This window comes from Kineosporia sp. A_224 (assembly GCF_002198655.1).
In the GTDB taxonomy this organism is placed as follows: domain Bacteria; phylum Actinomycetota; class Actinomycetes; order Actinomycetales; family Kineosporiaceae; genus R-H-3.
Genome location: NZ_MWLN01000156.1, coordinates 1 through 19,318, shown reverse-complemented (window position 1 = coordinate 19,318; position 19,318 = coordinate 1). Strand labels below are relative to the sequence as shown.

General features: G+C 74.8%; 16 protein-coding genes. 5 read left to right on the top strand and 11 right to left on the bottom strand.

Going from position 1 to position 19,318, the window contains the following annotated elements:
• Window positions 1-1,639: HNH endonuclease signature motif containing protein (locus EDJALFJO_RS13890; protein ID WP_233149860.1), on the top strand; the 1,639-nt coding region annotated here is incomplete at its 5' end.
• 6 nt (window positions 1,640-1,645) lie between these two features.
• Here EDJALFJO_RS13890 and EDJALFJO_RS13885 read toward each other — a convergent pair.
• The 8 genes from EDJALFJO_RS13885 to EDJALFJO_RS13850 all read right to left on the bottom strand — a co-directional run bounded on the left by EDJALFJO_RS13885 (window position 1,646) and on the right by EDJALFJO_RS13850 (window position 12,103).
• Entirely contained in the window at window positions 1,646-4,210 is a 2,565-nt protein-coding gene (locus EDJALFJO_RS13885) for a ComEC/Rec2 family competence protein (RefSeq protein WP_088286180.1), read from the bottom strand.
• On the bottom strand, window positions 4,207-5,430 hold the full coding sequence (locus EDJALFJO_RS13880) for a helix-hairpin-helix domain-containing protein (RefSeq protein WP_198950285.1): 1,224 nt from the start codon (window positions 5,428-5,430) through the stop codon (window positions 4,207-4,209). The genes EDJALFJO_RS13885 and EDJALFJO_RS13880 overlap by 4 nt, the downstream gene beginning before the upstream one ends.
• A gap of 129 nt (window positions 5,431-5,559) precedes the next feature.
• Entirely contained in the window at window positions 5,560-6,420 is an 861-nt protein-coding gene (locus EDJALFJO_RS13875) for a DegV family protein (RefSeq protein ID WP_088286176.1), read from the bottom strand.
• A gap of 60 nt (window positions 6,421-6,480) precedes the next feature.
• Window positions 6,481-7,026, bottom strand: a complete 546-nt coding sequence (locus EDJALFJO_RS13870) for a GNAT family N-acetyltransferase (RefSeq protein ID WP_198950284.1) — start codon at window positions 7,024-7,026, stop codon at window positions 6,481-6,483.
• A gap of 61 nt (window positions 7,027-7,087) precedes the next feature.
• Window positions 7,088-7,420, bottom strand: coding sequence for a hypothetical protein (locus tag EDJALFJO_RS13865; protein WP_088286174.1), 333 nt, complete (start codon window positions 7,418-7,420; stop codon window positions 7,088-7,090).
• The gene (locus tag EDJALFJO_RS13860) at window positions 7,417-8,505 is read right to left on the bottom strand and encodes a M4 family metallopeptidase (RefSeq protein WP_198950283.1); all 1,089 of its coding nucleotides are present in this window, start codon (window positions 8,503-8,505) and stop codon (window positions 7,417-7,419) included. The genes EDJALFJO_RS13865 and EDJALFJO_RS13860 overlap by 4 nt, the downstream gene beginning before the upstream one ends.
• 107 nt (window positions 8,506-8,612) lie before the next feature.
• Window positions 8,613-11,195: a leucine--tRNA ligase gene (leuS, locus tag EDJALFJO_RS13855; protein WP_088286170.1), complete on the bottom strand. Its 2,583-nt coding sequence runs from the start codon at window positions 11,193-11,195 to the stop codon at window positions 8,613-8,615.
• Window positions 11,196-11,431: 236 nt separating this feature from the next.
• Window positions 11,432-12,103, bottom strand: coding sequence for a hypothetical protein (locus EDJALFJO_RS13850; RefSeq protein WP_088286168.1), 672 nt, complete (start codon window positions 12,101-12,103; stop codon window positions 11,432-11,434).
• 160 nt (window positions 12,104-12,263) lie between these two features.
• Between EDJALFJO_RS13850 and EDJALFJO_RS13845 the strand changes: the two genes are divergently transcribed.
• A complete protein-coding gene (locus EDJALFJO_RS13845; RefSeq protein ID WP_198950282.1) occupies window positions 12,264-13,556 on the top strand; it encodes an aromatic ring-hydroxylating dioxygenase subunit alpha in 1,293 nt (430 codons plus the stop codon).
• A gap of 12 nt (window positions 13,557-13,568) precedes the next feature.
• Here EDJALFJO_RS13845 and EDJALFJO_RS13840 read toward each other — a convergent pair whose 3' ends face one another.
• Window positions 13,569-14,483 carry a UbiA family prenyltransferase gene (locus EDJALFJO_RS13840; protein ID WP_088286164.1) on the bottom strand — a complete coding sequence of 305 codons (915 nt, stop codon included), beginning with the start codon at window positions 14,481-14,483 and terminating at the stop codon, window positions 13,569-13,571.
• 52 nt (window positions 14,484-14,535) lie between these two features.
• Window positions 14,536-15,627 (bottom strand): diguanylate cyclase, encoded by a 1,092-nt coding sequence (locus EDJALFJO_RS13835; protein ID WP_088286162.1) that lies wholly within the window; start codon window positions 15,625-15,627, stop codon window positions 14,536-14,538.
• Between the two features lie 283 nt (window positions 15,628-15,910).
• Between EDJALFJO_RS13835 and EDJALFJO_RS13830 the strand changes: the two genes are divergently transcribed.
• Window positions 15,911-16,660 carry an ABC transporter ATP-binding protein gene (locus EDJALFJO_RS13830; protein WP_088286160.1) on the top strand — a complete coding sequence of 250 codons (750 nt, stop codon included), beginning with the start codon at window positions 15,911-15,913 and terminating at the stop codon, window positions 16,658-16,660.
• The gene (locus EDJALFJO_RS34350; RefSeq protein WP_088286158.1) at window positions 16,645-18,225 is read left to right on the top strand and encodes a transporter; all 1,581 of its coding nucleotides are present in this window, start codon (window positions 16,645-16,647) and stop codon (window positions 18,223-18,225) included. The genes EDJALFJO_RS13830 and EDJALFJO_RS34350 overlap by 16 nt, the downstream gene beginning before the upstream one ends.
• 41 nt (window positions 18,226-18,266) lie before the next feature.
• Here the strand turns inward: EDJALFJO_RS34350 and EDJALFJO_RS13820 are convergent, their stop codons facing one another.
• The gene (locus tag EDJALFJO_RS13820; protein WP_088286156.1) at window positions 18,267-18,656 is read right to left on the bottom strand and encodes a DUF5990 family protein; all 390 of its coding nucleotides are present in this window, start codon (window positions 18,654-18,656) and stop codon (window positions 18,267-18,269) included.
• A gap of 105 nt (window positions 18,657-18,761) precedes the next feature.
• Between EDJALFJO_RS13820 and EDJALFJO_RS13815 the strand changes: the two genes are divergently transcribed.
• Window positions 18,762-19,169 (top strand): ankyrin repeat domain-containing protein, encoded by a 408-nt coding sequence (locus tag EDJALFJO_RS13815; RefSeq protein WP_088286154.1) that lies wholly within the window; start codon window positions 18,762-18,764, stop codon window positions 19,167-19,169.
• Window positions 19,170-19,318 lie beyond the last annotated feature (149 nt).

The following is a 19,318-nucleotide window of genomic DNA, read 5'->3' as shown; positions in this document are numbered from 1 at the left end:
CGACGAGCGGCCCGAGGCGGTGCCGGGGGCGAGTGAGGGGAAGGTCGCGGCGGCGTTCCTCACCGGGCGGTTGAACGTGGACCCGGGTCGGGCGAACGCCGACGCCCGCGCGGCGCACGCGTTGGACGCGGACTCCGGGTCGTTGCCGCAGGTGGGTGCCGCACTCGCGGCGGGTGAGATCACCCGGGAGCACGCCGACGCCTGCGTGCGGGCGGTGTCACGGTTGCCGAAGCGGCTGCGGATCGTGCTGCTCGAGGACGAGGCCACCGGTGAACTGAAGTCCGGCATGGAGATCGCGGACGCGTTCCTCGCCGACCAGTGCCGCCGGTTCCCGGTCCGGGCCATCCACCGGCTCGTCGACGAACTCGTTCGGGTCCTGGACCCGGATCGGGAGGAGGACTTCGACGAGGACGCCCACCTGCGACGAGGACTGTCCCTGGTGAAGGACGCGACCGGGATGGGGTCCCTGCGGATGACCTTGACCCCAGCAGATACCGCGGTGCTGTCGGCGATGCTCTCCGCCGCCGGGAAGCCGCGGCCGGCCCGTGAGGTGCTCACGGTCGACGACACCGGCGCTGAGCAGGTCACCCTGGTCAAGGACGACCGGACCGTGGCCATGCGGCGGTACGACGCCGTGATGGCGCTGCTGCGCGCCGGCCTCAACGGCGGCAACGGTGGTGGTAGTGAGGCGGCGTCGCCGCTGGTGAACCTGCTCGTGACCGCCACCCTCGAACAGGTCGCCGCCGCAGGCGCGGCCGCCGAACAGGTCCGCCGGCGGGCCGCAGCCGGAGCCGGACGCCTCCCGGACGACCGAACCTCGCCCGGACCCGACTCCCGCGCCTCCGCCCACGGCACTCCCGGCCACGGCACTCCCGGCCGCGCAGGCTCTGATGCAGGTTCCGATGCCGCGGGCACCGCTGCCGATTCAGATGCCGTCGGCGCGGCCGACGTCACATCAGCTGCCACAGCAGAAGGTGATGGCCTGGCCCGGGTGGCGTTCTCCGGCAACGGATCCGCGGACACCGCGGCACGCCGGGTCGGCCGGGCCGCGGGGTTCGCGACCCTGCACCGGCACGGGCCGATCGGGTCCCACCTGCTCGCCTACCTCGCCTGCACCGCCACCCTGACGAAAGTGCTGCTCGACGGGAACGGGGCCCCGCTCGACGTCGGTCGGGCGCACCGGCTCGCGACCTCCGCGCAACGCAAGGCCCTCGCCGCCCGCGACGGCGGCTGCGTCATCCCGGCCTGCCCCGTCCCCCACGAAGGCACCGACGCCCACCACCTCCGACCCTGGGAGCAGGGCGGACTGACCGACCTGCACAACCTGGTCAGTGCCTGTCCGAGACACCACCAGGAGATCCACGCCGGACTCTGGCTCGTCGAGCTCCACGACGGGATCCCCTGGGTCCGGCCACCGTCCTGGATCGACCCCCAACGCCGCCCGACCAGGAACCTCCACCACCAGACCCACGCCGCCGCACAACGGATCGGGCAGCAACTCCGCCTGGCCCTCGACGACGACGACGACGCCGACGCCCGCGGCACCGGCCCGAACCGCACGGGCCTGACCCCGATCGACCTGACCCCGCCGTTCTGGACCCAGGTACCTCCGGACGACACGTGGAAACGCACCGCCTGACACCGGTCAGCCGCCGGGGTCGCGGGCCGACAGGAGGATCGTCCCTTCCGTGTCGGTGCGCAGGACCCGGGCCGGGCCGAGCAGCGTCAGCGTCCGCGGCGACGGGTGGCCGTAGTCGTTGTCGAGGCCGACACCGATGAGGGCCGTGGGCGCGCCGAGCCACTGGTACAGCTCGGGTTCCTGCGTCGCGGAGCCGTGGTGGGCGACCTTCACGACGTCCACCAGGCCGCCGACCGACGCCGTGCCGGACTGCAGCGACCGGAGCAAGGCCTGCTGGCCATCGGACTCGAGGTCGCCGAGGCCGACGATCCGGAGAGTGCCGCCGGGCCCCCTGACCACGAGCTCGGTCGCGACGCTGGAGTCGTTGACGTCGGCGTCCTCGGCACCGGTGCCGCGGGAGATCCTGCTCGGGGATCCGGCGGTCGCCGCCGGAGAAGCCGGTTCGCCGTCGGCCTGCAGGACGTGCCAGGCGACCCGCCACTCCCCCGACCCGACCTCGCCGGCGTCGCCGGCCGATGCCAGGGACTGCGGGGTCCCCGCGGCGCCGAGCCAGTCGGCGACGCTGCGCGCGTTCTCGGCGGGCTCGGGCAGGCGGCTGACGATCGCCGCGTCGACCTCGCGGCCGTGGGAGAGGACTCCGGGAAGGCCCAGCACGTGGTCCGCGTGGAAGTGGGTGAGAACGAGCAGGTCGACGTGGCGGACCCCGAGCCGGGTCAGGCAGCGGTCCGCGAGGTCCGGGTCGGGGCCGACGTCGACGAGCACCGCGGACCGCTCGCCGCTGCGCACCGCGAGCATGTCGCCCTGACCGACGTCGCACATCGCCACGGCCCAGTCGACGCTCGCGCCGCCCGGCGACCGGCCGAGGAGCCACGGCGCCGCGAGCCAGCCGACGGCCAGCGCGGCGACGACCGCGGCGACGACGAGCGCCGTCGTGCCCGAGACGGAACCACGGTCGAGCGAGCCCGGACCGTTCTCCCGATCACGGGCCTCGGGCGCACCGGGCCGGTCCGGGGACCGCGGGCGCACCCTCAGGGTCAGGGCGACGAGCAGAAGCGTCAGGGCGGCGAGGAGGAGGGCGCCGCCGCGCCCGGACGGCCACGGGACCGACGAGCCGGGGAGGGCCGCGGCGCGGTGGGCGACGAGGGCGATCCAGCTCGTCGCGAGACCGCCGAGCCAGGCCGGGACGACGGCCAGGGCCGGGGAGACGACGGAGACGAGAGCGGCGACGACCCCGAGGACGGTGGCCGGGGCGACCGCCGGGCCGGCGAGCAGGTTCGCGGGGACCGCGGTCGTCGGCACCGCGGGGTTGAGCAGCACGACGATCGGTCCACAGGCCGCCTGGGCCGCTGCCGGGACCGCGAGCGCGAGCGCGACCGGTCTCGGCATCCAGCGTTCGAGGCGGGCTGACCAGGCCGGGGCGAGCACCATGAGCGCGGCTGTCGCGGTGACGGACAACGCGAACCCGGGGCTGCGGGCCAGTCCCGGGGAGGCCACGAGGAGCACGAGCACCGCCGCGCACAGCAGCGGCAGGCCGCGCGACCGTCTCGCCCGGAGCAGCGCCACGAGAGCGATCGAGCCCATGACCGCGGCCCGGAGCACGCTCGGCTGCGGCCGGGCGAGCACGACGAACCCGGCCACCGCTGCGAGGCCGAGCCAGACCCGGGCCCGGCGGCCGGCGCCGAGCGCGGCGACCGCCGAGACCGCGGCGGCGATGACGACCGCCACGTTCGCGCCGCTGACCGCCGTGAGATGGGTGAGGCCGGACGTGCGGAGGTCCTCCACGAGGGTCGGCGGCAGCCGGGTCGTGTCGCCGACGACCAGCGCCGGCAGCAAGCCCCGGGCGTCGGGAGGCAGCCCCGCGCATGCGCGGCGCAGACCGGCGCGGACGTGGTCGGCCGCTCGCCAGAGGGCGCCGCCGGGAACCGTCCGGGGCGGACCGAGGGCCTGGACGAAGGCCGCCGCCCCGTCGGCGGGGTCCGCGCGGTCGAGCCGGCCCGTCAGACGGACCTGCTGCCCGGCACTCACCGCGGCCCACGCCGGGCCACCGAGCACGACGACCGACACGGGTGCCGTGACCCGGCGGCCCCGGGCCTCGACGACCCGGGCGGCGACCCGGACGACGTACCGGGGCGGCCCCGGGAACGGCCCCGGTCGCACGGCCACAGCGTCCGACCGGACGACGCCGCTGAGCTCGGCCACGACTCCCCCGGCGGCCCAGCCGCGGACCGGCTCGGCGTCACGCCGCAGCGCTGCGCTGCCCTGTACGGCGATCATCGCGACGACGAGGCCGCAGGTCAGCGCGACGAGGGCGGCGACACTGTGCGAGGGCCCGGGAACGTCCGGCGGGGCGGCGAGGCGTGCAGTGGCGCCGCCGGAGCGGACCGCTGCGGTGGCAGCGGCCGCTCGTGCCCGGACCGTGCCTACGGTCGCCGCTCCCACCGCGAGGACCAGCAGCAGCGCGACAACGGCTCCGGCCACGGCCAGAGCCCGGAACTGCTGGGGCAGCGCCCAAGCCGTCACTGCCCAGAGGACGAGCGCGGGACCGACGAGCCGCAGGTCCTGGCCGGTCACACCACCACGAGCGGGCGCAGCCGCTCGAGGACCTTGTCGCCGATCCCGGCCACCTCGGCGAGCTCGTCGACCCGGGTGAACCGCTGGTGCTGTGCGCGCCACTCCACGATCCGGCCGGCGAGCACCGGGCCGACGCCGGGCAGCTCGTCGAGGTCCGCCGCGGTCGCGGTGTTGAGGTCGAGCGGACCGGACGGGCGCACAGCGCCACCGGGACCGGACGTGGCGGCGGAGGCCGCGGGCGGCGCGGGCAACGGGTCGTCCGCGTCGGGGACGACGACCTGTTCACCGTCGGCGAGGACGCGTGCGAGGTTGATCCGGGGCAGGGCCGCCGCGTCGGTCGCGCCGCCTGCCGCGGCGACAGCGTCCGCGACCCGCGACCCGGGCGGCAGCCGGACGAGGCCGGGGCGCCGGACCTTGCCGACGACGTCGACGACGACCGGGGCGGCGGACGCGGCCCCGGCGCCGGAGGTGCGCAGCGCCCCAGCACCGACCGCCGAGCCGGCTCCGCCGACCGCTCCCCCGGACGCCGCACCTGACGCCTGGGCGGCGCCGTTCGACGTCACCGCGCCGTTCGACGTCACCGCGCCGTTCGACGACCCCGTACCGACCGACGAACCCGCACCGGCCGGGCCGACGGCGGGAGCACCGCCGACCCCGGCCGCCCGGGCCGACGACCGCGTCGCCGGCGCCAGGTCGACGATCTCCGGCTCGGTCGCCCTCGCGCGCAGCGTGACCCCGACGACGACTGCGGCGACGACGAGGAGCACCGCGGCGGCCGCCGTGACCGGGACGGCGGCCGCACCCCGCAGGGCGACCGGAACCCGGTCCGCCGCCAGCTCGCGCCAGCGGCCCCCGACCGGGATGCCTGCTCCTCGGCCGGCAGCACCGCCGGGCCCGCGGCCGGGCCCCGGACCAGGGCCGCCCGAGCCCCGAGGACCGGCCCCGTGCGGCGGCGGGCCGTCCGGCCAGCCGTCGCCCGGCCATCCGTCGTCCGGCCAGCCGTCGCCCGCCCACCGGGCGTCCGCCCGGCCGCCGTCCCCTTGGCCGTCGTCCGGGGACCACCGACCGCCCGACCGCTCGAACCAGTCGAAGCGGCCGTCGTCCGGGTCGTCGGGCCCACCACCACGCGCCCCCGGGCCGCCGCGGGCCACGAGGGTGAGCCGCCGCACGGCCGCGGCCGCCTCCATCTCACGCCGCCTGCGCTGCTTGGTCTTGGTCATGGCAGCGAAACTAGGGACGCCGGCGGTCACCCCGCCGGGACCGGGACGTCGCCTGTGGACGACGGGACGAACCGCGGATCTGTGGACGGGTCGACCCCGACCGGATGTCAGCGACGACGGCCTCCAGCGCTAGGAGACGGCGCTCACCACGACCCCGAGCATCCCCGGCCCGACGTGCGCGCCGACGACCGCACCGACCTCGTTGACGACCATGAGCCGCATCCCGGGCACCCGCGACCGCAGCCGGTCGGCGAGCTGCTCGGCCCGGTCGGGCGAGGCGAGGTGCTGGACGGCGAGGTCGACCGGACGGCTTCCGGACTCCTCGACGACGAGCTCCTCGAGCCGGGCCAGTGCGCGGGACGCCGTCCGCACCCGGTCTAACGGTTCGAGGCGGCCGTCGACGACGTGCAGGATCGGCTTCACGGACAGCGCCGAGCCGACCATCGCGGCGGCGGCGCCGATCCGCCCGCCGCGACGCAGGTACTCGAGCGTGTCGACGTAGAACCACGCGGACGCCGTGTACGCCGTCCGCCGGGCCTGCTCGGCGGCGGCCGCGGCACCGGCCCCGGCGGCGACCGCACGGGCGGCGGAGATCGCGGCGTAGCCGAGGGCCATCCCGAGGTGGCGGGCGTCGACGACGGTGACGGCGACCTCACCCGCGACCTGGCCGGCCGCCGTCCGGGCCGCGTCGACGGTGCCGGAGAGGTCCGCGGACAGGTGGACGGAGACGATCTCGGCCGCGCCCCGGGCGGCGAGCGCGAGGTACGTCTCGACGAACTGCTGCGGCGCCGGCCGCGACGTCGTCACGGGACGCCACTCGCGCAGCGCCTGCGCGACCTCGGCGCTCGTCACCTCTGTCCCCTCGGCGAGGGACCGGCCCCCGACGACGACCGTCAGCGGCACGACGGTGAGACCGTGCTCGGCGACGAGATCGGCCGGCAGGTAGGCGGTCGAGTCGGTGACGACGGCCACGGCGGCGTGGGCGGGCATGCGCGCGAGGTTACCGGCTCCGCGCTGCCCGCGGACGGGCGTCACTCACGGCTGCGTCACTCACGGCTGCGTGGCGAGCCAGCCCTGCGCGGTGATCGAGTGCACGACGACGTCGATCGGGCTGCCGTCGCGCTGCGTCTGCGTCGCGGCGTGGTCGAAGGTCAGGCCGAGCCGGCGCATGACGGCCTGGCTGCGCAGGTTGTCCGGGGTCGTGATCGAGATGACCCGGGGCAGCCCCAGGTCGGCGAACCCGCGGCGCAGCCACGCGGCGGCCGACTCGGTCGCGTACCCGTGCCCCCACGCGTGCCGGGCGAACCGCCAACCGACCTCGACGTCGTCCGGGTACCAGCGGTGCCGGTGCAGGCCGCACATCCCGAGCAGGACGTCGTCCGCGCGCCGGACGACCGGCAGCAGCCCGAGCCCCTCGCGCTCGTGGAAGGCCTCGCCGTACCGGGCGAACCCGTCGGACGCCTCCCGGGTCATCGGGCCGCCCAGGTGCGCCATGACGTCGGTGTCGGTGTTCAGCGCGAAGTACGCGTCGAGGTCCGGCAGGCGCCAGCGGGTGAGGACGTCGAGGCGCTCGGTCCGGAGCAAGGTCGCCACCACGACCGAGACGCTACCGCCCGCCCCCGGCCCGACAGACCGGCCCGCGCTCAGGGCTCAGGGCTCAGGGCTGCGACTCCGGCAGAGTCAGCGCGACGAGCAGGTCGAGCCCGCGGGCGAGCGCCGCCGGCACGCTCGTGTCGTGGGCGACGACCGTGACGCCGCGGTGCACGACCTCGTAGCGCCGCAGGTCCGCGCCGAGCGCGGGGTACTCCCGGTCCCGGTCGAACAGGCCGGACCGGTCGAGCTCGGCGACGACGGCCCCCGCCGTCGCCGGCCCGACCTGCCGGTCGGTCATGACGCCGTTCCGGTCGACCCGGCACATGCCGTCCTCCTCGAGGACGACGCCGTGCCGCATCCCGGTGAAGCCGCCCTCGACGACCAGGCTGACGGTCACTGGACCCCGACGCTCCGCCAGGCCGCGCGGACGACCTGCGCGGCACCCTTGGGGGCGCGGCCGGCCTTGACGAGCACCCGCGCGGACGTCGCGACCTGCTGCGCGGCCTGCGCGAAGCTCGCCGTGGACGGCAGGAACTGCAGGGCGTGGTACCAGATCCGGGCCGCCGTCAGCGTGTCGCCGAGATCGACCGCGGCGAGGTAGAACGCCCGGTTCGGGATGCCCGAGTTGATGTGCACACCGCCGTAGTCTGCCGTCCCCGTGTAGCGGTCGGCGTAGTGCGCCGGCTGCGGGTCCGTGCCGAAGACCGGGTTGTCGTAGGCCGTCCCCGGGGCGCGCATCGAGCGCAGCGCCTCGCCGTACAGCTGCGGGCCCATGATCTCGTCGCCGATGAGCCAGTCCGCCGTCGTCGGTGTCTCGCCGTTCGCCCACTGCGTGACCGTCGTGCCGAACACGTCGCTGAAGTGCTCGTTGAGCGCGCCGGGCTCGTTCTTGTAGACGAGGCCGGACGTGAACTGCGTGACCCCGTGCCCGAGCTCGTGGGCGACGACGTCGAGCGAGCGGGCGAAGCCGCTGAAGATGACGCCGTCGCCGTCCCCGAAGGTCATCTCGTCGCCGTCCCAGAACGCGTTGTTGTAGCTCGTCGCGAAGTGGACGTTGAGGACGAGGTCGAGCGCGTGGTTGTCGATCGACTCGCGCTCGAACACCGTCGTGAGGAACCGGCGCACGAGACCGGCGTTGTCGTAGGCGTTCGTCACGTCGACGTCGTCGGTCTCCGGCTGCCCCTCTGCGCGCACGAGGTTCACCCGCTGGGTCGTGCCGTGCTGCAGGTCGTACACCTCGCGCCGGCCCGTGCCGGTGGGTGCGGGGGCCAGGGCCGGTGCGGCCCCCGGGCCGGCGTCGACCTTCGTGATGGCGGTCGCGCGGTTCTTGCGGCTCGCGTCGGCGAGCTCGAGCTGCTTCTTCTCGGCGGCCGGGCCGTCGGCGTTCTTCGCGACCTCGCGCTGCACGTGCGGCGGCACGAAGAAGCAGTGCGTCCCGCTCATCGTCCGGTCCGTCGTCCGGCCCGTCGTTCGATCCGTCATGGTGCCCTCCCCTGTCCGGTGGCCGCGCAACCGCGGCCACCGGACAGAGCAGGGACGAACCGGACCTAATACCTCTCGGCGTCGGAACCTGTCAGAACCGGCACCTGTCAGGCCGGGACGACGTTCACCAGCTTCGGGGCGCGGACGACGACCGTCCGGATCCCCTTGTCCCCCAGCGCCTTCTGCACGCCGGGGGTGGCCAGGGCCAGCTCCCGCAGGGCGTCCTCGGTGATCGAGGGCGACACCTCCAGGCGGTCCCGGACCTTACCCGCGACCTGGACGACGCACGTCACCGTCTCGGTGACGAGTAGCCCCTCCTCGACGGCGGGCCACCCGGCCAGGGCGACGCACGGCTCGTGGCCCAGCGCGGACCACATGTCCTCGGCGGTGTACGGCGCGAACAGCGACAGCAGGATCGCGACGGCCTCGGTCGCCTCGCGGACCGCCGGGTCCGCGGGGCCGGCGCCGGAGTCGATGACCTTGCGGGTCGCGTTGACCAGCTCCATCACCTTGGCGACGACGACGTTGAACCGGAAGCCCTCGACCAGCGTCGTGGCCTCGTGGACCGTGCGGTGCGTCTGACGGCGCAGCGCGACGTCCCCGGTCGAGACGTCGGCCCCGACCGGCGAGGCGACGTCCTGCGCCAGCCGCCAGGCCCGCGCCAGGAACCGCGCGGAACCGGCGGGCGAGACGTCCTTCCAGTCGATGTCGTCCTCCGGCGGACCGGCGAACGCCATCGTCAGCCGGACGGCGTCCACGCCGTGGTCGGCCAGCTGGTCGGACAGCCGCACCAGGTTGCCGCGCGACTTGCTCATCACCGAGCCGTCCATGAGGACCATGCCCTGGTTCAGCAGCCCGGAGAACGGCTCGACGAAGTCGACCATCCCCATGTCGTGCAGCGCCTTCGTGAAGAACCGCGCGTACAGCAGATGCAGGATCGCGTGGGTCACGCCGCCGACGTACTGCTCGACAGGCAGCCACTGCTCGACCAGCTCGGGGTCGAACGGGACGTCGTCCCGGTTCGGCGAGACGAACCGCAGGAAGTACCACGACGAGTCGACGAACGTGTCCATCGTGTCGGTGTCGCGCTGCGCGGGGCCGCCGCACTGCGGGCAGTCGACGTTGACCCAGTCGGTCGCCCCGCCCAGCGGCGAGGTGCCCTTCGGCTTCAGGTCCAGGCCCTCGGACGGCGGCAGCTCGACGGGCAGCTGGTCGTCCGGGACACGGACCTCGCCGCACGCCGGGCAGTGCACGATCGGGATCGGTGCACCCCAGTAGCGCTGGCGCGAGATCAGCCAGTCGCGCAGCCGGTAGTTGGTCGTCTCCTTGCCCAGGCCCTTGCCGGCCAGCACCTCGACGATCGCCGAGATCGCCTCGGCCTTCTGCAGACCGTCCAGCGGGCCGGAGTTGACCATCGCGCCGACGCCGGCGGTCGCCGTCCCCGACACCGCCGGGTCCGGCAACGGCTCGCCGTCCTCGCCGCGGACGTCGACGACGGTCCGCACGGGCAGCCCGAAGGCCTTGGCGAAGTCCAGGTCGCGCTGGTCGTGCGCCGGGACGGCCATGATCGCGCCGTGCCCGTAGTCGGCCAGGACGTAGTCGGCCGCGTAGACCGGGATCTTCTCGCCGTTGACCGGGTTCACCGCGTACCGCTGCAGGAAGACACCGGTCTTCTCGCGGTCGGTCGACAGCCGCTCGATCTCGCTCGTGCCGCGGACCTTCTCCAGGTACGTCGCGAACTGCTCGCGCACCGCTGCGGGCGACGCCGCGACCAGGTCGGCCGCCAGGTCGGAGTCGACCGCGACGACGAAGAACGTCGCGCCGTACAGGGTGTCGGGGCGGGTCGTGTAGACGGTGACGTCACGGTCGGCCTGCTGCGCGCCGCCGTCCGCCGTCGTGTCCGCGCCCTCGATGACGAAGGTGACGTCCGCACCCTGCGAGCGCCCGATCCAGTTGCGCTGCATGGTCAGGACCTTGTCCGGCCAGCGGCCCTCCAGCTGGGACATGTCGTCCAGCAGCCGGTCGGCGTAGTCGGTGATCCGGAAGTACCACTGGGTCAGCTTCTTCTTCGTGACCGGGGTGTCGCAGCGCTCGCACAGCCCGTTGACGACCTGCTCGTTCGCCAGCACGGTCTGGTCGTTCGGGCACCAGTTGACCTGGCTCGGCCGGCGGTAGGCCAGGCCGCGCTCGTGGAACTTGTTGAACAGCCACTGGTTCCACTTGTAGTAGCCCGGGTCGCACGTCTGCAGGACGCGGTCCCAGTCGAACGAGCACGCGTAACGGCGCATCGACGCCTTCTGCTGCGCGATGTTCTCGTACGTCCACGCCCGCGGGTCCAGGCCGCGCTTGATCGCCGCGTTCTCGGCGGGCAGGCCGAAGGCGTCCCAGCCGATCGGGTGCATGACGTTGAAACCGCGCTGCACCCAGTAGCGCGCGACGACGTCACCCAGCGCGTACGCCTCGGCGTGACCCATGTGCAGGTCGCCGGAGGGGTACGGGAACATGTCGAGCACGTACTTCTTCGGCCGCGGGTCGGCCGGGTCGCCGCTGCGGAACGGGGTCTTCTCGTCCCAGACCGGCAGCCACCGCTCCTGGATCGCCTGCGCGTCGAAGCGCTCGGCGCGGCCGTCGGTGCTGTCGGTGATGCTCCCGGACGGCGCGCCCGCAGGCGTCGCGTCTGTCTGCGTCATGGTGTCCTCGCCTAGGTCGCTGCTCGATGGTGACCGGGTCGTCTCGGTGGGGGCAGGTGCCCCGGAAATGACGAAGCCCCTCGCGCATGGAGGGGCAGCCGCGCCGAGTCGCCGTGAGGCGTTCTGCTCAGCGCGGCCCGGTAAGGAGCAGCGAGGTCCGCATGGGGCCAGGGTAGCCCACCGTCACGGTGACCTTCGAACCGGTTGACGATCTCCGCGGGTGCGTGTCGGCGTGCTCAGGGGGCCGGCGGCGCCGTGGCGATCGGCTCCGGGTCCTCCCGGACGAACGGGTCCCGGGCGTCGACCGTGCCGACCCAGGCGTACCAGTCCCAGCCGAGGTGGCGGTACTCGACGTGGTCGAACTCGCGGTCGAACAGGTCCGGGTCCGGCCCCTGCGGCAGGTGGGCGAAGCCGCCGCCGTCGGCGACGATGTCGTACGAGTCGCGGAAGACGGTGCCGCCGGCCGGCACCTGCTCGGCCCGGACCACCGGGTAGAGCCCGACGGTGCGGGGCAGGGTGACGTCGAGCCACGGCTCGCCCGGCGGGACGTCCACCGGGGGCAGGCCCTGGACGGCGTCGTCGAGGGCCGTGAGGCTGACGATCCATCGCAGCTCGAGCGCGGCACCGGAGCGGCCCATCGCGAGCGCACCGAGGATGATCACCGGCACCGCGGCCCAGCGGACGACGTCCGCCCGGGTCGGTGCGGCCAACTGCCGGTTCTGCAGGGTGCGGACGAGTCTGACCGCCCACGCGGCACCGAGGCCGGCACACAGCCAGGTGCCCGCGAAGAGGGTCACGAGGTCGACGCCCGGGGTGCTGTACGCGAAGGCGAGCGTCGTGGCCGCCCCGCACGTCGCCGCGAGGAAGGCCCGCCGCGGCGGGATGCCGGACCCGAATCCCCCGATCATCCCCAGACCGTACGCCGATGCCGTCGCAACTTTCCACGATGCGGCACCGGATCGCTGGCGCACCGGGGCCCGCGCGCACACGCTGGAGGGGTCAGGGATTCGACGACGTGTCCCGGCCCTCTCCCCTTCTCCCGCCGTCATGACCTGCCCGGAGGTCCGTGTGTCCGTCACGTCGCAGCCGAACGCCGCGCCGCCGCCCGCGCAGGGCGCGGCGGCCGCCGCCCGGCCCGCTGCCCAGGCCGTCGTCCGGGCCCTGCTCGACGAGCACCGGCCCGGTCACTGCCTGCCCGGCCCGATGTACCACGACCCCGCCGTGCACGCCGCGGACCTCGACCTCGTGTGGCACCGCGAGTGGGTGTTCGCCGGCCACGAGTGCGAGCTCGCCGAGCCGGGCGCCTACATCACGCTCACCGTCGGCACCCACCCGCTCGTCGTCGTCCGCGGCACCGACGGTGTGCTCCGCGCGCTGCACAACGTGTGCCGGCACCGTGGCGCCGTCCTGTGCGAGGCGCCGTCCGGCAACACCCGCCGCAAGCTCGTCTGCCCGTACCACCAGTGGGCCTACGAGCTCGACGGCTCGCTCTACAAGGCGCGGGCGATGCCGCCGGGCATGACGCCGTCCGAGCTCGGGCTGCGCCCCGCGCACGTCGGGACGGCGAGCGGCCTCGTCTTCGTGTGCGTCGCCGACACCCCGCCGCCGTTCGAGCCGTTCGCGGCCACGGTCGCGGCGCACCTCGCGCCGTTCGACCTCGCCGGCGCGAAGATCGCCCACGAGTCGGTGCTCGTCGAGCAGGGCAACTGGAAGCTCGTCATGGAGAACAACCGGGAGTGCTACCACTGCCGGATCTCCCACCCCGAGCTCGCGAAGTCGTTCCCGCTGGCCCCGCTGCACAGCGGCGGCGGCAGCGAGGACGAGGCCCGCGCGACCGCCGAGGTCGTCGCGGCCTGCGAGGCCGCCGGGGTGCCGAGCGGGTTCCTCATGAGCGACGACTTCCAGTACCGGGTCATGCGGATGGCGCTCGAGCACGCCCGCTCGATGACGATGGACGGCGAGCCCGCGGTCGCGCACCGCTGGGCCGGGCTGCCGGGCGAGGACGTCGTCCGCGACGTCGGCGACGTGCTGCTGTACCACTACCCGTCGATGTGGAGCCACTACGTCGGCGACCACGCCCTGACCTTCCGGATGCTCCCGACCGGCCCGACGACGACCGAGCTGCGGACGACGTGGCTCGTGCCGGGGGATGCCGTCGAGGGCGAGGACTACGACCTCAAGACGCTCACCGAGGTGTGGCTGGCGACGAACGACCAGGACACCGCCCTCGTCGAGCGCACGCAGCGCGGGGTGACGTCCCCGGCGTTCGTCCCCGGGCCGTACTCGGAGGTCGAGGAGGACGGCGTCATCCAGTTCGTCGCCTGGTACACCGAGCGGCTGCGCGCGGGGCTGGGCGGCTGAGCACCGTCGCCGCTAGGCCGCGAGCAGGAACCCGACGACGACCAGGCCGACGGCGGCGAGGGTGAGCCGGAACGCGAGGCGGCCGCGCTCGGCGGCGGTGCCGGCGAGAAGCACTCCCCCGGCGGCGCTCGCGGCGCCGGCGACGAGGACGGCGAGCGCGAGCGGCGAGCGGTCGGGGGCGCCTAGCGCGAGGACGACGGCGGCCGCGGCGACGAGGACGGCGGTCACCGTGAGGGACCGGACGGGGCCGACCCGCTGCGGCAGGCCGCGGACGCCGGTCGCGGCGTCCGCCTCGGTGTCGCCGACGGTGTTCGCGAAGTGGGCCGCCAGGCCGAGCAGCGCCGTGCCGGCCATGACGGCGAGCGGCGGCCAGCCGGCGTCGACGAGGCCCGCGCCGTTCACGTCGGGCTGCACGCCATAGGCACGCGCGTACTCCTGCGCAGCGACGGCGTCGAACCGGGAGACGAGCGGTTCCGCGGCCCACCTGGCCTGCGTCGCGACCGCCGGGAGCAGCCCGAAGGCGACGACGTACGGGACGCCGGACAGCACCGTGCCCTTGAGCCCGAGGTCGTACGCCCAGCCGGCGGCGACGACGACGGTGTGGACGACGCCGGCCGCCGTCCCGAGGGCGAACGACGCGGCGAGGCACGCGACGACGGCGACGCCCGCCGCGACGGCGACCGTGCGGCGAGCGACGAGCCCGGCCGCGACCGGCTTGTCGGACCGGGCGGCCGCGGTGTCGCGGGCGGCGTCGACGGCGTCGTTGCACCAGCCGATCGAGAGCTGGCCGAGCAGGACGGCGAGCGCGAGGAGCACGAGACGACCGCCGTCCAGCCCGATGACGGCCCCGTAGGCGGTGACGAAGCCGGTGACGAACGCCGTCGGCAGCGGGTGGCAGGCGGTGAGGAGCCCGCGGACGGCGGTCATGGACGCCGACGGTACCGGCGCCGCGGGGTGGCCGCGCTGCCGCAGGGGCGGATCAGACCTCGGTGCGGGGGGACGGGTCGCGCGGCGGGGACGCCAGGTCGCCGCCGCGGCGGTCCTGGCTCTGCCGGCGCAGCGAGCGCCGGAGCCGCATGTCGGCGTCCGCCCGGTTGAGCAGGGAGCCGAGGTCGCCGTCGTCCCAGGGCACGAGGGTCGCCGAGCCGATGCTCAGCCGGGACGGCCAGACCGTCTCGTCGACGGGCGGCGCGGCGCGGAGGATCTCGCGCATCCGGCGCTCCATCTCCAACGGCGAGGTGCCGGTGCCCGGGCCGACGACCACGAACTCGTCGCCGCCGACACGGCACACGAGGTCCGTCTGCCGGACGGAGCCGCCCAATGCCTCGGCGACCGCGACGAGCAGGTCGTCGCCGCGCTCGTAGCCGAGCTCGGCGTTGACGAGGGAGAAGCCGTCGACGTCGACGAAGAGGGCGTGGACCGCCTCGCCGCGGCGGCGCGAGAGCTCGATCATCGGCGCGGCCATGAGGCCGAGGCCGCGGCGGTTGAGCACACCGGTGAGGGCGTCGTTGACGCGCAGGGTCTCGGCCGACTGCCGGGCCGCCTCGACGACGGCCGCCTGGTGCGCGAGGGCACGGCGCAGGCCGACGACGACGACGGCGGCACCGAGGGCGAGGCCGGTCGCGAGGACGGCTCCCGCCGCACCCGCGCCGCGGACGACGGCGGCGATCGACCCGAGAGTGGTGGCCGCGACGGCGACGGCGAGAACGACCCCGGCGGTGCGCACGGAGCGCACGGCGAGGACCGCGACGACGCACAGGACGCCGGTCGCGGCGAGCAGCGGCGCCGCGGCGGCCGGGACGGCGTAGTCGACGCGGGCGACGGCCCCGCGGTCGGGCATCGCGTCGACCGCGGCGAGCGCAGCGGCGCGGCTCGCGGGCGGACCGCTGAGCCGCAGGCCCGCCCAGTCGCTCGAGACGTCGACGCCGACGACCCCGGCCCCGTCGAGCGCGGCCCGGGCCTGACCGGCCAGCGAGTCGTCGACGGAGCCCTTGGCGATCGGGAGCACGGCCAGACCGAGCGCCAGCGCCAGCGGCATCGCCAGCAGCCATCGACGACCGGTCCCCGGCATGCGCGTGCTCCTCCTGACCGATCCGCAGATCATCTGCCGACCGTCATGCGATCGTGCGTGTCCACCGTCCCCGAGCGGCGCGCAGGCGGGCGCGTCCCGAAGTGGCAGGTTAGTCGGATCGCCTCCTCACTGACGGTCGCATCGGCAGTTTGGTGAGCCCTGTAACGGCCGTACATGGTGACTGATCGTGTTTTCACGACGAACCCGGCACGGCGTGACCGACAGTGCGTGATCGTTTCCGTCCGGCACGCGACGGGACGCCGGGTCGACTAGCGTCCACCAGATGCACGCGCTGCAGCTGCGGGGTCTCGCCAAGCGGTTCGGGGACGTCCGCGCCGTGGACGGCCTCGACCTCGACGTGCCGCGCGGGTCGTTCTTCGGCCTCGTCGGCCCGAACGGCGCGGGCAAGACGACGACCCTGTCGATGGCCACCGGACTGGTCCGGCCGGACGCCGGCACCGTGAGCGTGCTGGGCACCGACCTGTGGTCCGACCCGACGGCGGCCAAGCGGCTGCTCGGGGTGCTGCCGGACGGCGTCCGGCTCTTCGACCGGCTCACCGGCCGGGAGCTCGTGACCTACCACGGGCTGCTGCGCGGCCTCGACCGGGCCGTCGTCCGGGACCGCACCGAGCAGCTCCTCGTGGCCCTCGGGCTCGACGCCTCCGCGGACGGGCTCGTCGTCGACTACTCGGCCGGGATGACGAAGAAGGTCGCGCTCGCCTGCGCGCTCGTGCACGCCCCGCGGCTGCTCCTGCTCGACGAGCCGTTCGAGGCGGTGGACCCGGTGAGCGCCGGGACGATCCGGGCGATCCTGCACCAGGTGGTCGACGGCGGCGGCACCGTCGTCCTGTCGAGCCATGTCATGGAGCTCGTCGAGCGGCTGTGCGACCACGTCGCCGTCGTCCACGCCGGGCGGGTGGTGGCGGCCGGACCGCTCGACGAGGTCCGCGCCGGCGGCACGCTCGAGGAACGGTTCGTCGACCTCGTCGGTGCCCCCGACCGGATGCAGGACCTCACGTGGTTGCGCTCCTGACGGGTCTGAAGCTCCGCCTGCTCCGCAACCGCCTGCGCTCCGAGACGTGGGTGCTCGTCGGCCTCGTCGTGGCCGCGGTGATGGGCCTCGGCGCGGCCGGGCTGGCGTCGGTGGGGGCGGTGCTGCTCAGCGTGGCGCCCGAGGGGGTCGCGGCGACGGTCGTCGTGTTCGCCGGCAGCGTCGTCGTCGTCGGCTGGGCCGTCGTCCCGGTGCTCGCGTTCGGCGTCGACGAGACGCTCGACCCGGCGCGGTTCGCCACGCTGCCGGTGCGGGCCCGCGACCTCGTGCCCGGGCTCACGGTCGCCGGCGCGCTCGGGGTGCCCGGGATCGCGACGGCGCTCGTCGCGCTGAGCCTCGTCGGCACGTGGAGCGGCTCGCTGCCCGCCGCTGCGCTCGCGGTGCTGTGCGCCCCGGTCGGGCTCGTGACGTGCGTGCTCGCGTCGCGGACGACGACGACGCTCGCCGCCCGGGCGTTCACCCGCCGCGGCCGGGAGGTCAGCGCGCTGCTCGGCGTCGTCCTGTTCATCGCCGTGACCCTCACCCCGAGCCTGCTCGCCGGCAGCGGTGTCGGCCGCAGCCTGGACCCGGAGCGGGTCCGGGCGGTCGCGCACGTGCTCGCCTGGACGCCGCTCGGGCTGGTCTGGGCGGCGCCCGCGGACGTCGCGGCCGGGCTCGTCGGGCGCGGGCTGTTGCGCTTCGGGCTCTCGCTCGTCGTCGTCGCGGCGCTCGGGCTGGTCTGGGAACGGCTGCTCGCCGGCTCGCTGGAACGCCCGCCCGCGACGTCCGCCGGCGGCCGGGTGCCGTCCCGGCGGCGCCACGCCGTCCTCGACCGGCTGCCGGACGGCGTCGCCTGGGCGGTCGCCGCGCGCTCGCTGCGCTACTGGCGGCGGGACCCGCGGTACGTCGTCATCGTCGTGACGTCGGTGCTCGCGGCGGCCGTGCCGCTCACCGCGATCGGCCTCGGCGGGGCCCGGTCCGCGCTCGTCGCGACCGGCCCGTACGTCGCCTTCCTGCTCGCGCTGTCGACGTCCAACAGCGTCGGCTACGACGGCAGCGCGTTCGCCGCGCACCTGCTCAGCGGCGTCCCTGGCCGGGCGGACCGGATCGGCCGCGCGATCGGCCTGCTGCTCTGGGCGCTGCCGCTCGTCGTCGTCCTCTCGGCGGCCGGCGCGGTGCTGGCCGGCCGGCCCGGCCTCGTACCCGCGTGCATCGGGGCCGGTGCCGGGATGCTGCTCGGCGGCACCGGGGCGTCCGCGCTCATGGGGGCGTGGCTGCCGTACCCGGTCGTCGAGGCGGGCGGGAACCCGTTCCAGACCAACGCGGGCGGCGGCGTCCAGGCGATCCTCGCCCAGTTCAGCACGATGCTCGCGGCGGTCACCGTCGGCCTGCCCGGCCTCGGTGGCCTCGTCCTCTCCTCCGCCTGGCTGCCGTGGCTCGCCTGGCCGACGCTGCTGCTCGGCGTCGGGGCCGGCGCCGTCGGGCTGTGGGCCGGGCTGGAGATCGGCGGGCGCGCGGTCGACGACCGCGGGCCGGAGATCCTCGCGGCGGTGCGGCGGGGCACCTGAACGGCGGCCCGGAGCCCCGCAGCCCGTTCAGCGCTCGGGTGTCAGCCGTCGACGGCCGACCACTCGATGCGGGGCGGGCGGACGGCGGCGCAGACAGGGCTGCCGTCGGGCATCACGAGACCGACCCGGGCCGCCAGGTGGCCGACCTCGGCGCGCTGGAGCAGATCGGCCGGCACCACGTCGAGCATCAGCTTGGCCCTCCGGAACCTGCCCGTCCCCTCCTGGTGCCAGGACAGGTAGAAGAACCGGTCCCCCGGGCGGCCGTGGACGAACGGACCGCGCAGCTCGGAGCCCACGAGCCGGGCGTCCAGCTCCCACGTCAGGACGGAACCGTCCGCGGGGAACGACTGGACCACCTCCGCGCCCCGTTGGACGCCCACCGTGACTCCGGGCAGATGCGGGCAGTCGACCCCGGTGACCACGATGCGCATGCGGCCATCATCGTCGAACTGCGTTCGGTTGCCGAGGACCCGTGAGGCTGCGCCGTCCGCTTCGGTTGCTGCTGCTGGGGTCCGGGTGGCTGGCATGATCACGGCGTGAGCGATGAGGACGTCGATCGGATGGGTCGGACGCGGCTGCACTACGCGGCTGCGGAGGGGACCGTCGAAGAGGTCGAGCGGTGCCTTGCCGGCGGGTCCGATGTCGCTGCGGCTGATCGGCAGGGGTACACGGCTCTGCATTTCGCGTGCCAGCAGAGCCGTGACGACGTGGTTGCCGTTCTCCTCGCCGCCGGCGCCCCGGTCGAGGTGGTCGACGCCTGGGGCAACACCCCGTTGTGGCGCGCCGTCTTCAGCGCGCAGGGCAGCCCGGTGATCGTCCGGCGGCTGGTCGCGGTCGGCGCGGACCCTGACCGCGAGAACCTCAGCGGCGTCTCTCCGCGTGCTCTCGCCGAACGGATGGGGATGTCGGATCCGTCCGACTACTTCGACCCCAAGGGCGGTTGACGACCCGGCGGCGCTTCGCGCGGTTCGCCAGCAGGGCGCGGTGCAGCGCCGCCTCAGAGCACGGTTCGTGAGTGATGGTGACTCACGCAAAGTTTGTTGTGCTGGAACGGGTCTCGCGAGGATCAGACTGTCGGACCCCGTCCCTAGTG